Origin of the sequence: Dysgonomonas hofstadii, from assembly GCF_014196915.1 — a bacterium.
GTDB lineage: Bacteria > Bacteroidota > Bacteroidia > Bacteroidales > Dysgonomonadaceae > Dysgonomonas > Dysgonomonas hofstadii.
Map to the genome: position 1 here is coordinate 14,292 of NZ_JACIEP010000022.1, position 16,676 is coordinate 30,967.

15 protein-coding genes are annotated in these 16,676 nt (G+C 38.0%); 8 read left to right on the forward strand and 7 right to left on the reverse strand.

Going from position 1 to position 16,676, the window contains the following annotated elements; translation table 11 throughout:
• Positions 1–14: 14 nt before the first annotated feature.
• The 6 genes from GGR21_RS19270 to GGR21_RS19295 all read right to left on the reverse strand — a co-directional run bounded on the left by GGR21_RS19270 (position 15) and on the right by GGR21_RS19295 (position 7,128).
• Positions 15–929, reverse strand: a complete 915-nt coding sequence (locus GGR21_RS19270) for a phospholipase A (RefSeq protein ID WP_246348128.1) — start codon at positions 927–929, stop codon at positions 15–17.
• Between the two features lie 68 nt (positions 930–997).
• Entirely contained in the window at positions 998–1,186 is a 189-nt protein-coding gene (locus GGR21_RS19275; protein WP_006798296.1) for a YgaP family membrane protein, read from the reverse strand.
• A gap of 2 nt (positions 1,187–1,188) precedes the next feature.
• Positions 1,189–1,500 (reverse strand): hypothetical protein, encoded by a 312-nt coding sequence (locus GGR21_RS19280; protein WP_026625787.1) that lies wholly within the window; start codon positions 1,498–1,500, stop codon positions 1,189–1,191.
• A 7-nt stretch (positions 1,501–1,507) separates the two neighbouring features.
• Complete coding sequence (locus tag GGR21_RS19285; protein WP_183308899.1) at positions 1,508–4,708, reverse strand: efflux RND transporter permease subunit; 3,201 nt, start codon at positions 4,706–4,708, stop codon at positions 1,508–1,510.
• A 4-nt stretch (positions 4,709–4,712) separates the two neighbouring features.
• Positions 4,713–5,795 (reverse strand): efflux RND transporter periplasmic adaptor subunit, encoded by a 1,083-nt coding sequence (locus tag GGR21_RS19290; RefSeq protein ID WP_183308900.1) that lies wholly within the window; start codon positions 5,793–5,795, stop codon positions 4,713–4,715.
• 22 nt (positions 5,796–5,817) lie between these two features.
• Entirely contained in the window at positions 5,818–7,128 is a 1,311-nt protein-coding gene (locus GGR21_RS19295; RefSeq protein ID WP_026625785.1) for a TolC family protein, read from the reverse strand.
• 191 nt (positions 7,129–7,319) lie between these two features.
• On the opposite strand from GGR21_RS19295, the gene GGR21_RS19300 reads away from it, so the two are divergent.
• The 3 genes from GGR21_RS19300 to GGR21_RS19310 are packed head-to-tail and all read left to right on the forward strand — an operon-like array spanning position 7,320 to position 8,413.
• Positions 7,320–7,721: a DUF134 domain-containing protein gene (locus GGR21_RS19300; RefSeq protein WP_026625784.1), complete on the forward strand. Its 402-nt coding sequence runs from the start codon at positions 7,320–7,322 to the stop codon at positions 7,719–7,721.
• Positions 7,722–8,048 (forward strand): NifB/NifX family molybdenum-iron cluster-binding protein, encoded by a 327-nt coding sequence (locus GGR21_RS19305; RefSeq protein ID WP_026625783.1) that lies wholly within the window; start codon positions 7,722–7,724, stop codon positions 8,046–8,048.
• Positions 8,045–8,413, forward strand: a complete 369-nt coding sequence (locus tag GGR21_RS19310) for a NifB/NifX family molybdenum-iron cluster-binding protein (protein ID WP_026625782.1) — start codon at positions 8,045–8,047, stop codon at positions 8,411–8,413. Before GGR21_RS19305 ends, GGR21_RS19310 begins: the two co-directional genes overlap by 4 nt.
• Before the next feature lie 54 nt (positions 8,414–8,467).
• On the opposite strand, the gene GGR21_RS19315 is transcribed toward GGR21_RS19310, so the two are convergent.
• Positions 8,468–9,496 carry a TQO small subunit DoxD gene (locus GGR21_RS19315; RefSeq protein WP_026625781.1) on the reverse strand — a complete coding sequence of 343 codons (1,029 nt, stop codon included), beginning with the start codon at positions 9,494–9,496 and terminating at the stop codon, positions 8,468–8,470.
• Positions 9,497–10,418: 922 nt separating this feature from the next.
• On the opposite strand from GGR21_RS19315, the gene GGR21_RS19320 reads away from it, so the two are divergent.
• From GGR21_RS19320 to GGR21_RS19340, 5 genes are all read left to right on the forward strand, one after another.
• Positions 10,419–11,423 (forward strand): tyrosine-type recombinase/integrase, encoded by a 1,005-nt coding sequence (locus GGR21_RS19320; RefSeq protein ID WP_026625779.1) that lies wholly within the window; start codon positions 10,419–10,421, stop codon positions 11,421–11,423.
• 361 nt (positions 11,424–11,784) lie between these two features.
• Positions 11,785–12,372 carry a DUF3575 domain-containing protein gene (locus tag GGR21_RS19325; protein WP_026625778.1) on the forward strand — a complete coding sequence of 196 codons (588 nt, stop codon included), beginning with the start codon at positions 11,785–11,787 and terminating at the stop codon, positions 12,370–12,372.
• 6 nt (positions 12,373–12,378) lie between these two features.
• A complete protein-coding gene (locus tag GGR21_RS19330; RefSeq protein WP_183308901.1) occupies positions 12,379–13,845 on the forward strand; it encodes an OmpA family protein in 1,467 nt (488 codons plus the stop codon).
• Between the two features lie 79 nt (positions 13,846–13,924).
• Positions 13,925–15,580: an Mfa1 family fimbria major subunit gene (locus tag GGR21_RS19335; RefSeq protein ID WP_026625776.1), complete on the forward strand. Its 1,656-nt coding sequence runs from the start codon at positions 13,925–13,927 to the stop codon at positions 15,578–15,580.
• A gap of 93 nt (positions 15,581–15,673) precedes the next feature.
• Positions 15,674–16,654, forward strand: coding sequence for a FimB/Mfa2 family fimbrial subunit (locus GGR21_RS19340; RefSeq protein ID WP_026625775.1), 981 nt, complete (start codon positions 15,674–15,676; stop codon positions 16,652–16,654).
• Positions 16,655–16,676: the final 22 nt, after the last annotated feature.

The window sequence follows — 16,676 nt, forward strand, 5'->3', positions numbered from 1 at the left end:
TCATTCATTTTTTGTTAATATGCACTGAAGAAATCCGGTTTTATCGTAAATCCTATTCTTACCTGATTTGTATATTTTTTGTAATTCAGCAACCCTTCTCCATAACCGGCATAATAATCCAAAGTTAAGTATTGATTTGAATTTTTCGATACTCTAAATGATAAAGATGTGTGTAAATTAGGGTTTATAAACTGATCCCGTGGGATTATATTAAGACTGAACCACCATAAATTTTTACTATCAATATAATTAACCGAAAAGATACCATAACCTTTATAACGTAACAAATCTTTATTATTACCTCCATCCACATAAGGTAGATACACTTGAGCTTTAGCCGATAAGCGCATATTATAGAAATATTTGGCTGACAGATTCAGATAGTTCCAACTACGAGAATCTTCTCCTGCTTTTCCATTCGATTCATGTTCCAGAGAAACCATTACCGCTCCTTTCAGTTTGTTGTTTTTGATAATGTAGCGTCCGACTCCTATTCCGGGATTGTAATTCGTATCGCGGAAAGGGCTCGATTTGTCATAAATATCCCAGAATGACTTTTGAGAATAAATAATGTACAAAAACGAATTGAATGGCAAGACGCTTCTGGTAACTCTGTGGCGAATACTAAACTGGAAGAATGCATCCGCTGTTTTACGGGTTACCGATTTGTTTAAAGGGATTCCCGTTACCATATAATTATCCTTATACACCGCAAAAGGAGCCTGCTTGTCTAGTACAGACCTTACAAGGTCTTCTGAAACTTCAATCGGTCTATGTTTCAATACATTTATTGACTGCATCTCATTCAGATAGTTATTCCGAAGTGAAATACTATCTACCTGTAAGATCGTATTTTCTTGTGAGTAGACCCTGGGTATGTGTATAATGAGGATAAACAATACGATTATTATATAAAATATTGTTTTCATATCTAAAAAAGAGAGCAAAAGACGATTTCAGAATTCGGTTTTGCTCTCTCAGAAACTTATTAATCAATTCACCGTTTAATGTTTAATTTATCGAGCAGGATTTCCAACGGACAAAATTTAGTAAATGAAGACTGTATCAGATTCACTCCCACAAATGCAGGCAACAACAGCCATCCGATGGAAACAAAATAAGCCAACGAAATACCAATCAGAACCATTGTGCCTGCTACTATACGGATAATATATTCACGTTTCATAATCAAATCAATTTAGAGAAGTTTTCTACATCAAGGACAAAAGCATGTACAGGAAAAGGATTATTCGTTTCAATATTACAACTGTCAATCTCTGTAATAGCATTATCAGCAATTTCTTTTGTCACAAAGCTGAAAAGCATTATAGAGTTTGTTTTAGCATTGCTCGCATTAGCCGCAAACCAGCCCAAATTTTCCTCTTTCTTTTTATAGCCAGTGATATTGGTCACACTGAATCGTTTCACTCCGGCATCTTGGAGTAGGCTTGCTACCTGCTCCTGATACTCTTTTATACTTAATACAACTAATAGCTTCATAATCATTTTACTTTCTTTTCAACATTTTATAATACAGTAGTGGTACTACAATCAATGTAAGTACGGTAGAGGTTATTGTTCCTCCCATCAGCGAGATTGCCAGACCTTGAAATATAGGATCGAACAGAATTACAATAGCCCCCAGAACTACACCTCCTGCTGTCAAAACTATAGGCGTTGTACGTACAGCCCCTGCTTCGATAACAGCCTGTTTCAACGGGATGCCGTCTTTGAGCCGTATGTCGATAAAGTCGATAAGTAATACCGAATTTCGCACCATGATTCCGGCAAGAGCTATAAACCCAATCATTGACGGAGCACTAAAGTAAGCTCCCATAATCCAATGCCCGAATATGATACCAATCAAGGATAACGGTATAGCTGCCAATTGTACCAAGGGTGTAATAAAGTTTTGAAACCAAGCCACAATCAGCACATAGATAATGATCAGTACAAATAGAAAAGCCAGCCCCAAATCACGGAATACCTCATATGTTATCTGCCATTCGCCATCCCACTTTAAGGAAAAGTTGTCTTCATATTTTGGTTGCTCACTATATTCTTCCGACAAAGTATATCCTTCGGGAAGTTTTACCTGCGATAATCTATCAGACACTTCCGTAATAGGATATATCGGACTTTCCAAACTTCCTGCAACTTCGGTTAATATATACACTACACGCTTCTGATCTTTGCGATGAATACTCTTTTCTTTTTCTCCTTTTGTAACCTTCACTAAATCGCCTACAGGAATAGCCATTCCTTGTTGACTCACCACTTTTAGGCTTAATACATCTTCAATAGTAGATTTCTCTTTTTCAGGCAATTGAAGGATAATACCAACTTGATTGACAGACGCAGGTTGATGCAACACACCCACGGACATACCCGACAAAGCCGCTCTCATATTCTGAACCACTTGCGCATTCGGAATGCCCAATTTCATCGCTTTGTCTTTATCCACCTCAAATTTATATTCGGTCTGAGCATCTTCTACCGACCAATCCACATCGACTACATTGTCAGTTTGCGCCAACAGATCTTTCACCTGTTTGGCTACAGCTATTTGTTGTTCATAGTCAGGGCCATATACTTCGGCTGCAATGGTAGACATGACAGGAGGACCCGGAGGAACTTCCACCACTTTTACATTGGCATTGTATTTTTTACCGATAGCTTGCAAATCGGCACGCACTGATGTAGCTATATCATGACTCTGTTCACTACGTTCTCCTTTATCAACAAGGTTGACTTGTATATCGGCCACATTATCACCCATGCGCATATCATAATGGCGAACCAACCCGTTAAAGCTGATAGGAGCGGATGTTCCCACATAAGTTTGATAATTCGTTACCTTATCATTCCGACTGATATACACAGCTAATTCTTTAGCTACGGCGGCAGTACGTTCCAATGTCGTTCCCTCCGGCATATCTATCACTACTTGAAATTCATTCTTATTGTCGAAAGGCAACATTTTTACCGGAACAGATTTTGTATAAAACAACACAAACGATCCTAGTAAAACGACAGTTAAGCCAATCATAAATGTCCAGCGGCGTTTTCTGCTTTCCAAAAACGGTGTTACTATTTTAGCATATAATTTGTATATTTTCGTTTCGTGCAAATCTGTTTCTTTTTCTTCACTTTCGTGTTCTTCTCCTTTTTTATCTTTATGTCTTAAGAATAAATAGCCGAAATATGGAGTCAATGTCAGAGCTACCAGTAAAGAGAAAATCATGGCTATGGATGCACCTATAGGCATCGGACTCATATATGGACCCATCATTCCCGATACGAATGCCATGGGCAGTACGGCAGCGATAACAGTCAGCGTTGCCAAGATAGTCGGATTCCCTACCTCATTGATAGCATATAGCGCAGCTTGTAACGGTGGTAGTTTCTTCATCTTGAAGTGACGGTGCATATTTTCCGCAATCACAATGGAGTCATCCACAACAATACCTGTAACAAACACCAAAGCAAACAGTGTAATACGATTGAGTGTATATCCCAAGAAGTAATAAGCAAAAAGAGTCAGGGCAAACGTTACAGGCACGGAAAGAAATACTACCAATCCGCCACGCCAGCCCATTGCCAACATCACAAACAGGGTTACTACCACAATGGCAATAGACAAGTGAAAAAGCAATTCGGATACTTTATGTGATGCCGTTTCTCCGTAGTTACGGGTAACGTCAACATGTATATCATTAGTGATAACATCTTTTTTCAGATGCTCTACTTTGTTGATCACTACCTCTGCCAGCTTCATGGCGTCTGCACCTTTTTTCTTAGCAATGGAAATAGTTACGGCAGAATAGTCATCGGGCATATCCGCTTTTTTATCGCCCGACGCAGCACCATATCCAAACGAAACATATTGTTTAGGGACTTCGGGGCCGTCTTCTACTTCTGCGATTTGATACAGATAGACCGGTTGATTATCATTTGTTCCGACAATCAGATTTTTCACTTCTTCCACATTGGTAAAAAAATTGCCTGTTTGCACTGAATAAACCATATCGCCTGTTACGATATTTCCGCTTTGCATTTGGGCATTGTTCGCTTGTAGAGTTTGGGTTATAGCTCCAAAGTCTAGTTTACTCTGTGCCATTTTATCCTTATCGAGCATGACCTTTACCTGACGGCTCTGTCCTCCTACAACATTGACTTGTGCTACATCCGGTATTTTCTTTATTTCGTTGCCAACCACTTCTGCTACCTGACGTATCTGATAATCGCCCATCTTATCACTCCAAAGAGTGAAAGCTAATGCAGGAACATCGTCTATGGCTCGCGATTTCACCAAAGGCATAGTTGCGCCTTGTGGCATACGATCCATATTCTTCATCATCTCATTGTAGAGCTTAACCAACGAACGCTCGACATCTTCACCCACAAAGAATTGTACAGTAAGCATACCCATACCATTCATAGAGGTAGAATATACATGCTCTACCCCTTTGATATTCGAAATGATCTTTTCGATAGGTTGTATTACTCCCGATTCTACTTCCTGAGGTGTTGCCCCGGGATAACCAATCATAATATCCGCCATAGGGACTTCTATTTGAGGCTCTTCTTCGCGCGGAATGAAATATATGCTGAACAGTCCTAAGAGCATAAAGGCAAACATGAGCAGGATACTCAATTTTGACTTGATAAACGCTCCGGCTATTTTTCCTGAAATTCCGTTTTCCATAATTTTACTTATTTACAGATACTTTTACTCCGTTATATAATTTGCCTTCGGCTTTAGATACAATTCTGTCATTTTGGCTCAAGCCGGAAAGTACTTCTACCTGATTGCCGATTGTCTTACCTAAACGTATCCAGCGAAGATTAGCTTGATTCTGATCGTCTATTACATATACTCCTGTCAGTTGGTCACGATAAACAATTGAGTTTTTATCCAACATAATTTTAGAAGAGATATCCTCTCCTGTTTTATTCGGTATCAAAATATTGACATACATGCCGGAGCGGATATTAGTTTTATCTTTTGCGTCGATAGCTAACTTCATCGAATATTGTCCCCCTGTACGGAATGCCGACGGACTAAGCTCCGATACTTTTCCATCAATAGTTGTGCCTAATGATTTCAACTCTATTTTGACAACATCTCCTATTTTGACATACGGTATATAGTTTTCGGGAATGGATGCTACGATTTGTAATTCGCCACTCTGCTCAATCGTCAGAATAGGCATTCCCGGGTTTGCCATACTGCCTTCGTCCAGCATTTTTTGTGTTACCACTCCCGAGAATGGTGCGCGTATATTGGTGTAGGAAAGCATTGCATTTATTTCGTTCATCTGCTGGCGAGCCATCTGCACTTTCGCATTCATCGATGTGTTTTGCAAAGACACATCTTCGAGTTCCTTGTCTGATACACTGTTTTGGCTGCGCAGTGTTTTGAAACGCTCATAATCACGCTGCGCATTCTTTGACGCGGCTTCAGCTTCGGTAATCATAGCCTGTACCTGTGCTTTTTTTGCCAGAATATCATCGCTGCTAATAGATACGAGGAGTTGCCCTGACGCTACTTTGTCGCCTGGTTTCACATATATTTTGGTTATATAACCCATCATACGAGTGCTGATATTGGCCGTTTGCTTGGCTGTGACCTCACCACTAAGATAAAAGCCTTCGTTAGATGACTGAGTTGGAGTGTAAACTTCGACTTTCACTATGGTTCTATCTTTATCCTCGGGCTTGTTGGATGAAGAGCAGGAATAGAAAGCCGAGATACCTACTATTACTAAAAATACATTTCTTAAAGTTTTCATATCTATTTATAGGTTTTGTTTATTATTTCGTCTTTGATAAAAAATTGAGGTATGCCTCTGTGATATTATATGACATGATGGACTGTGATAGCAGGAGTTTCTGTTGCGAAAGTTGCGCTTGAGCCATCAACAGGTCAGTGGTGCTGGCTAAACCTTCATGATGGCGATTGGTTAGAATACGTAAGGCTTCGTCGGCTTGCCCTACACTTGTATTTTGCTTGTTTATCTCTATTTGCAAATCGGTCAGATCTCGCTTAGTTTTATTTAGCTCCAGTTCTTCTTTTTTGATGTGCAGATTGAGCTCTTCTTGCATTTTATCACGTTGAAATTGTGCAGACTTCATCTTACTCCGATTCTGATTGCCGGAAAATATTGTCCAGCTTAGATTTATACCTACCAAATAAGAATCATTACGGAATTTGAAGGCTTTAGAATCATTCAGTCCATACGAACCGAAAGCATTGATACGTGGCAGGAATGCCATTTGTGACGATTTTACCATCATATCAGTTGCATTCACAGCCTTGTTTAACGCCATTATATCGGAACGAAAAGATGAAAGTTCAGCGGCTTGATACAGGCTCATCTGTTGGGACAAGGAATCTGTTGTATACACTTCATCGTTAGCATCCTGTCCCATCAAAAGCCGTAGCCCGTCGGAAGCATTATGTATATTACTTTCAGCTTTTGCCAGGGCTGCCTCAATCGTATTCACCTGTACCTGAGCATTCAACACATCCGATTTTTGAACTAATCCTTGATTATAAAAATTGGAAACTGATTGATGTATTTGTTTCACATCATCTAATGATTTTTGAAGAATGTTTCGAGCCTGATACGACATTTGTAATTGAGTATATGCTTTTCGCACTTCAAACTCAATATATTCTTTAGTTCGTTCGACCTTATGTCTATAGACTTCTTCGTTAGCTTTTGCCCCTTTCCGTGCATAAATCATGTCCATATTCAGCAATGGTAGCTTAGCCTCTACCTGCGTACTGTAATTTTGGCTGGCTCCCGGATTGTTTAGCTTGGCAGGATCGAAATCCATAGCTGTAACAGATTCTTGTTGTAGCAAAAAGCCAAATGCATTCAATGGATTATTGGTACTTAAAGCAGTATACCCTACCGTAATTTGAGGAAGGAATACGGCATCTGTTTGATGATAATTTGCATTCGCTACTTTGCCATCTAAATCGGACATTTTCACATTACTGTTATTTTTCACTGCTATTTCTACAGCTTTATCAACGGTGATGTATGGTGAATTTTGCGCCTGGATAGAGAAGCCAAGCCAAATCACACTTAATGTAATAATTATCGCTCTTTTCATTTTTATCATGTTCTTTATTATCGTTTATTTTATTTTCCATTGGAAATATACAGCAAAGGAAAATAATATTTTCCAAAGAAACAAATTTCCACAGGAAAATATAGTAAAATATTATTTATTGCATTATTACGAACATATGTTCATAATAATATTATCTTTGAATGTTTTAAAACCGCAATCAAATAATATTTATGGCTCGAATAAAGAAAAAGAGACTAGTCCAGATGGCTCCTTGTTTTGGAGGATTCAAGCCATTCGGAGTACTTAACGAAAAACGTAGTAAAGTCATGATAAATATTGAAGAATACGAGGCTCTCAAGTTATGTGACTATGAACATTTGACTCAAGCAGAAGCGGCAGAATTAATGAATATCTCACGCCCTACATTTACCCGTATTTATGAAAGTGTTCGATCTAAAATTGCACGGGCATTCATTGAAGGCTTACCGATTACTTATGAGGGAGGAGATAGCTTGATTGCAGAATGGTACACGTGTGATAAATGCGAAATTATATTTACTCTAAAAAATATAGGTGGAAAGAGCTGTCCCCTTTGCAAGAGTAAAGAGATTACATTAAATAAATTTGAGTAAATGATTATTGCGATTTCAACAGATAAAAAAGACGATTTGGATCAGCCGGTTTCGGAAAACTTTGGACGAAGCCAATGCTTCTGTTTGTATAATGCGGATACAGAAGAGGTGATATTTATCGAGAATATAGCAGGGGCGGGAAAACAGAATGCGGGAATAAAAACTATAAATTTCTTACTTGAACTAAATGTTGATACTGTCCTATCAGGTCGTTTTGGTACTATAACGACTGTTTTATTAAGAGAAAAAAACATCCAGATAATCATTCCACAGAGAACAAAAATAGTAAGTGAAATTATCAATCAATTAAAAAATCAAAAGTTATGAAAATTGCAATACCAACAAGAGCGAATGCTGTTGATAATCATTTCGGACATTGTGAATCCTATTCTATATTTACCATCGGAGAGAATAAAAATATAGAAAGTACCGAGACGTTAGCTTCTCCTCAGGGATGTGGCTGCAAAAGTAATATCGCCTCGGTCCTACAAGACAAGGATGTAACAATTATGCTTGCCGGTAATATGGGAACAGGCGCATTAAATATCCTAACAAAACATGGGATAAAAGTATATCGTGGATGTTCCGGAAATGTAACAGGGCTAATCAATGACTTCTTAGACGGTAAAGTGACTGATTCGGGAGAGGGGTGTAATCATCATGAGGAAGGCCATCAGTGTGAACATCACTGATACAAGGATGCAAAGAAAGTGTTAGTCTGCCGATAAGCAGACTAACACTTTTTATCAGTAAATAATTAGTTGAGACCATGTTATTCCGCTAATATCAGTAAGGGTCAGTTTGTATTCACCCTTTTCTAAGGCATGAAGACGCTCATCATCTATAGTCAATACGGCTTTGCTACCTAAAGGTATTACCAAACTGTGTTTTCCCGGAGTAACTTTTGCAACGTAATAATTGCTGATGTTCGTCTCGGGAAACATCGATAATTCTGATCCACTTTTATTAATAACAATATTACCCTCTTTATCCTTCAGTTCAATGCCAATCAGGAAAGAACCGTATACATCTGCTCCTTCTACCCTGAATATCGTAAAGGATAATCCCTTGTTTGTCAAGCTAGCATCTGATATCTCTACAATGGGTTTAACCGACTTGTTGTGAAGATTCCCCCATACTCCATTATGAAAATATTGGTTTGTGAACAAGGTCATAAAGAATATAACGATTGTTCCCGAAATTGCTATTCGTTGTATTGTTTTCATATTTAAAGGAAGGGACCCAGATCCAATCCAAGAAAACAACTTTAGTCTAGACTCCGGCATCTTTTTGAGTAAACAATTATCAATTGAATATTTCCCTCCACCAGTGAAAAACAGTGCAAATCCTGTGGATATACCCAATATTCCGATTTGCCACTCATCCAGACATGTTGTTCCCAACCAACCCGAGCCAAGTAAAATACCTGTTGCTAAAGCCAATACTCCAACGCTCATTAGCCGGGTCATTAGCCCGAGCATAATGAACAGTCCGACAATTGCTTCTATAATAGTAAAGATAACCATCGCCCACCAAAGAGTATCGGGATTAGATACTAGATATTCTATCATAGGTTTTATTCCTAGAGCATTTGGCAGGAAGTGGTTAAATTTTTCTCCGATATATCCCGAAACGTCGGGATTTAACTTGTTTTCAAGAATCAATCGTCGCCAAAAAGCAGAGAAGTAAGTCCACCCGACAACCAATCGTAGTGCTAGCGTGAAAGTCCCTGAAAGACTATATAGTTGAGATAATTCTTTATGATTCTTTTGCATAAGAAAGTTGTTTAATTGTTAAATACTCGAATAAATGAGAAACCCAATAAAATAAATTTCATTTTATTGGTAATTTTAAAACATATTTTCGGGATTTAAATAATTAACTTTCGAAAGAGGAGAAAAATAGGAACCTCTTTGTATCTACTAAGGTTGAAATAGCCAATGTGGGAAATGACTGAAGTGTTTGAATCAGAAGAGGGACTATCTGAATCTTTTCGTAAAAATTGAACTTTAATATTAAAATATTGTTTTCTTTTTTGCGATTCTTTATCCTTAGTTAATACAGCTAGGCATACTTTGGAAGATTTGTAATTGTCAGTTTGAGCAGATGTATTCACCGGAATGTCCAATAATAATCTAACTTCCTGTTTAAGTGGGCAAGAAAGGCTTATGAGGATTGCCAATGGCAATAGAGCCAAATATGTGATAATACTTTTATACATCAACTCGAAAACTTGTACAAATAGAAAGTAAAACAAAGACGAAGCAACAATGTTTGTTTATTTTGTTTATTTTAAGATTCCGTATTCCTCTTTAATTACTTCGGAGTGTCTCCTATATAGCTTTGAAAATTATAATTTGAATGTATATTTAGAATATGACTGTCTGCCATTTATAAACAAATGTCTATCCTTAGTTATTTTATTCTATCCCATAAATCCTAATTAGTAATTATCAATAGTTACCTCATTATTTTTTCTATAAGTTAAAGATGCTTCTTTCATATATGACCTAATCTTATGATAAGTAAGGATATTTATCTATTCTGAGATCACTACAAATATATTATCACTTTCTTTTTGATTCAATAAGGCATTACTTATATATATCCTACGATATAATTTGAGTTAAATGTTTGTTTTAGAGAATACGATAATTGCTAATCTTTGTATGTCTAAAATTGTAAAATATTATTTATATGAAAAAAAAGAAAATTCTTTTAAATAAGAATTCGGTGTTAATAGCTTTTCGGAAAACCCTCGAAATGAAAAAGCTGAGTGGTCGATATCACACGGTTGCGAACTATGTGAGCTTTATTAATAAATTAAATCTGTATCTTGGGAAACAAAGCGAATCTTTTTCTCTAGATGAGCTAAACAAAGGGTGGGTTGAATCATATATTGAATGGCTACATGAAAGACATCCGGATAAACCCCAAACTGTAGATTTCTATTTTAGAGGACTCCGCTCCTTATTTAACGCTACAATTAAGACCAAAGAATATGCCGATCTTAATATTATAAATCCATTTATTGGATTGTATGTGAAGAAAGGATTAACGCCTAAAAGAGCACTTTCCGTAAAAATGTTGTCGAAACTGCTAAATCCGGAATTAGGTTCATCTCTAACCGATAGTCAAAGAGAATCCTTAGATATATTATTAGTGAGTCTATATTGCCGGGGGATGGTCTTTCATGACATATATAACCTCAGCTGGGATATGATTAACGATTTCTGGCAAATTGAATACCGCCGAAGTAAAACCGGACAGTCTATTCGTTTGACTGTTCCAAAAGAGGCACAAGAAATTATGTTACGATATAAAAAAAACAATAATTTGTATATCTTTCCTTTTCTTAGAGAAAAAAATAATAAAACTGTATTATGTGAGAAATCGGCATTAAGACGAATCAATCGGCATGCTTTAATTATTGGTCAAATGCTTCATCTCCCGGGTAAATTAACTACTTATGTTATGCGGCATAGTTGGGCCACATTAATGCTGGAAGCCGGAAAATCGGTTGAGATTATTAGCCAATGCATGGGGCATACATCAATAAGAACAACACAAATATATTTATCGTCTATTTCAACGACAAAAGTAGATCGGGAAGTAAATGATATGTTGAATCGTTTTGTTCGATTGGATAAGAAAAGAAAAGGAAAATATCAAAAAGACTTTTGCACTTCGGTAGTCCCATAAGACTCTTTCTTTGTGGGAAAGAGACTTCTTAATCTTAATTGTGTATTCTGTTTATAGTGAAGTTTTACATTCAGAGAATATAAAACTTATAAATTTGTCTAAGAATGTGTTATATTATTTTATTACCTTATTGTCAGGCAAAATTGAGTGTGGAAAAATGTAAGCTATGATCAAAATATAGTTTCATATACTACAATCCAATATAGAAATAATTGATATTTAATAAATATCGACAATAATTATTGAATCTTAAAAAAATATAATTATCTTTGCTGCAAATATTTAAGACACAGTTGGAAAACTCTTTCCCACAAAGAAAGAGACTTCTTGCTGTAAAACACTTTAACAATTGAACTTAAAGATGAATTTCAGCAATCAATTAAACAAGGTCTACGTCGTCATTTTAATCTTTATTTTTTGTAACCAGCAAGCTCGGAGCCAAGAGGTTGCAATAAAGACTAATCTGGCTTATTGGGCTACTACAACACCTAATTTGGGGATGGAGTTTGCTTTGGGCAAAAAGAGTACACTTGAAATCAGCGGAGGTTTCAATCCTTTTGAATTCTCAGATAATAAGAGGTTCAAGCATTGGCTCGTCCAACCGGAATATCGTTGGTGGTTCTGTGAAACCTTTAACGGACATTTTCTTGGAGTGCACGCACATGGTGCACAATTTAATGTAGGAGGGTGGGATATTCCTATCGGTAGACTGGATGTCTTTAAAGATAAACGCTATGAAGGTTATCTCTATGGTGGAGGCCTTAGTTATGGCTATCAATGGGTGTTGAGTAATCGTTGGAACTTCGAGTTCAATATCGGAGCGGGATATGCCCGCATTCATTATAATGAATACCCATGCAAAGATTGCGGAACTAAGCAGGATGAAGGTAATTATAATTATTGGGGTGTGACAAAAGCTGAACTCTCATTTATTTACATAATAAAATAGGACACAATGAACAATAATATAATGAAAGCAATACTGATCGTAATCTTCTTAGGCTTTATAATACCTCTTCGTTCCCAGATGATACAATCAGGAGATTTTAAGGTTTCTTCCGAGCATATCAGTAAGGAAAGTAATCATATATCTATTTCGATGATTTTTGATTTGGATGGGATGATCGTTAAACGAAATGAAATGGTTATTTTAACTCCTGTTCTTAAATCAAATGAACCTAATGGAGAGATATTATCACTTGCACCAGTAGTTATAACCGGAACTCTGCGTAATAAAATTATTAACCGTAAACAGATTCTGGGAAACGGTGATCAACTCCCTTTTGAAACAGAACCACAGACCATCTTAAAACGTAAAAACAACACATCCCAGTCAGTAAATTATAATACATCCGTGGCTTATAGACAATGGATGGATAATGCCTCGCTTACAGTTCAAAAAGCTGTATCCGGATGCGCTAACTGTTATGATGAGTCAGACAGGCAATTAATCGTTCAAAATATTTTGCCAAAGCGAGATCCGGCATCTTACAAATTGACATTTATCATCCCGGAAGTGGAACCTGTGAAAGCACGCAGTGACCGTCACACGGCGACTTTCAACTATCATGTTGATCGCTATGAACTGTTAAGGGATTACAGGAATAATAGAGTTCAATTTGATGAAGTAGACAGGGTTATTGGGGATATAAGAGATAACCAAGATCTTGAAATAACCGAATTCACCATTGCCGGATATGCCTCTCCCGAAGGCAGCTTTGAACATAACCGCATACTGGCGCAAAACAGGGCTAATTCCTTTGCTCATTACCTGGTCTCCAAATTTGGTGTCTCGCACGACAAATTTACGGTTGAAGGCAAAGGAGAAGACTGGGAAGGTCTGCGTAAAGCCATTTCTGTTTCATTCCTGGCAGACAAACAAAATATTCTGAATATAATTGACAAGGTTCAGAATCCCGATGTGCGGGATATTGAACTGTTGAAACTTTCAAACGGAGATACCTACAAAACACTGCTTAATAATTATTATCCTCTATTGAGACGTACAGAATATACAGTAGCCTACGTGGTACGTGCCTTTAATGTGGAAGAAGCCAGAGAAGTGATAAAGAAAAATCCAAAACTTCTCAGCCTAAACGAAATGTACCTGGTGGCAGAAAGTTACCCATCGAACAGCAAAGAGTTTCGTGACGTCTTTGATATCGCAGTCAGATTATACCCTGAGAGCGAAATTGCTATTATTAATTCCGCAGCCGCAGATATTGAAAGCAAAAATTATGACACAGCCATTGAACGGCTAAAAAGAATAGAAGAGAAACCGACTGTGTGGAATAATCTTGGTGTGGCTTATATATTAAAAGGTGATATGGAAAAAGCTTTAGGGTATTTCAATAAATCAGCAGATAACGGAGATAAAGATGCAAGTGCCAATCTGGAAATTATTAATAGAATCCTCAAATAAAAATAATATACAATACTGATAAACCGCATTATTCACAAAACAAACAAAAATAGATTTTTAATTTTTAATCGATAAAAAAATGAAAGTAACCAAATTATTTTTAACTGCTGCAATCGCATTAAGTTTGGGATTGACAGCATGTAGCAATGACGATGATATATCATCGGGCGGAGAAAAAGAAGGTAACACGAATGTGAGTGTTACCTTGAAGATGTCCCAGAATTCAGGGTTGAGGGCAACAAAAGCTCTGCCTGAAGATTACAACAATATCGGGGAATGGGCTGGAAAAGACGATATAAAAACTGTAGCTGTTTATCTCATAGACGGATCATCGGTTACCTCAAAATCACTTGAAGTCGGTGCCAGTGGCTCAGGGAAAGATTATGAAAAAATCATAAACGGTAGTGACATAACACTGGTTCCTAAAACACAAAATGCTGCAATTAAGACTACAGCCGGAGCCAAGAAAGTATATGTTCTGGTAAACGGAACAACAGAAGTAGTAAATGCGTTGGCTAAAACGCCGGTGGCTGAGTTTGAAAATGCTTACACCCAGGCGGCGTTGTATCTGGCTAACTCGGGTGCCCAAACATTTACCAATACTTCTGCGGATAAACTAGCAGTCAAAAATGGGACGACAGATGAAACAATCGTCATGACCAATGTTGAGCCTAAAACAATAAATGTGGAAGCCAATGTAACAGATACCGAAACGTTGGCTACAACCTCACCTAAAAACCGTGTTAGCCTGGAAGTGGAAAGAGCTGTCGCCCGGGTTATGGTTTCGACTCAGGCTTTGAGCTACACCGTGCCTTCAGCGGGAGGTTCACCCCTGGGTGTAATATCCGATATCAACTGGGTACTGGCACAAGGTGAAAGTTCATTGTTTATCCAACGCAAAGCAGATTGGGTTACACCTAGCTATTCATGGGTTCCCGTTTCAGATGCTGACTTTTGGGGAACCGATATTACAGGTAGCTCTTCTAGATACGATTATTCGGGTTTGTTTGAAAACTATGACTCTGCTAACCAGTTCGGAGGAACTGCCGTTAAAACAATGACTGACTATGCAACCGATCCTTACGGACAAGTAACTGCAGAGTTGAATGCCGAACTGTCAGGTAAATTTATCCTGCCAAACACACACGCTTATGCTGCAGGTGCTACTTCCAGCTATAAAAAAGGGAATACAGCCTATGTGCTTATCCGTGCTAAATTCACACCTGCGGCTGCAGCATTTGCAGACGGTGAAACGTATACTCCAAATAACGACTTCTTCGTGGGTGAAAACGGTAAGTTTTATACTACCGCGGAAAATGCACAGAATACAGCTAAAGGCGGTGCCGCAAATCAAAAAGTCGCCAGATACGTAAAAGGTAAAGTTCTGTATTATGCATGGGTAAATCCAGATGAAGTTCCGGCATGGTATAATTCTCCGGTTATAAGAAATAACGTATACCATATCCACATTACAGGATTCAGAAATCTGGGAACAAACTGGAACCCGTTATTTCCTGAAGATCCGAATAATCCTAAAGGTTCTGAAGACCCTTCTAATCCGGGAACGAACCTACCTCTAAATCCGGATCCGAAACCAAGTGTGCCGGGATACGAAGAACCGGAGAATCCGATTAAACCGACTGATCCGTTAACTACTCCTGAAACGTGGATGAGCGTGGATGTGAAAGTTCTTCCTTGGACGCTTCACTCGTATTCTGTATCTCCGGGGATTTAATCCTCAAAAATAAAAAACAATAACTTCGGTAGGGAGCCGTATTTCCCTACCGATTATTCAAATCAAACATTAAATTAATAAAAAGTACAAGGGATGAAGAATTTACGAATCTGGATAATAATGGTATTGTTCGCGACAGGGGCTCTTTTCTGGGGTTGCGATTCCCTTATCTACGATGACCTGAAAGATTGCCCTCAGGGTGTTTATGTAAAATTCTACTCCAAGACCCCATGTGCGGACGATTCCCTGTTTATCGGGAACGTGTCCTCACTTACCGTATTTGCATTCGACCAGGAAGGCAAACTTTCAACTACAATACAACAGCAAAACGTAAACCTGAGCCGTGACTTTGAAGTGCTTGTACCAGTCTCCAATGGGAACTATTCCTTTATAGCATGGGCAGGGATAAATGATAAATTCAACAAGAACACATTTTCTCCCGGGGTAACCACAAAAGAGGATGTGATGATGACTATTAACTCAACAAATAATATAGCGACCACTCTTACTTCTACAGAACATATATGGCATGGTGAAAGCCCAGTCGTTTTTTTACCCAATCCGGAAGAATACGGCTCGTTATATAAACATACTGCTATAAATTTAAAAGAGCTAACCAACAGGATCAAAATTATTATTGAGTTTGATAAGGTAACCATGAAAGAATATGATCCTACAAAACTCAATGTGGATGTTTCTTCAGCCAATGGTACGGTACGTATAAACGGTACGATGCCTATGAATACTCCGGTACTGACCTATCCGTCGATAGAGACCAAACTGGAAGGAAATACAGGTGAATGGAATTATGCCATGCTGGACCTTACTACCGGCTACAGCAACAAACTGAATATTACCTATACAGGAAACGATAAGGAAGAAACCGTCTTTGACGGTGACCTGATTGCCAGCATCCTGTTAAGGGCTGTAGACAAGGGTGTAAACCTCGACTGTGAAAATGACTTTACAATCAAATTCCTGATCAAGGATTATTGTGCCGAGTGCTGGACTCACTTCAGTTGCGCCATTTATGTGAACAACTGGCTTGTTCATAGCTATAGCACTGATTTATAAATTTAAGCCTGCCGGGCTTGAA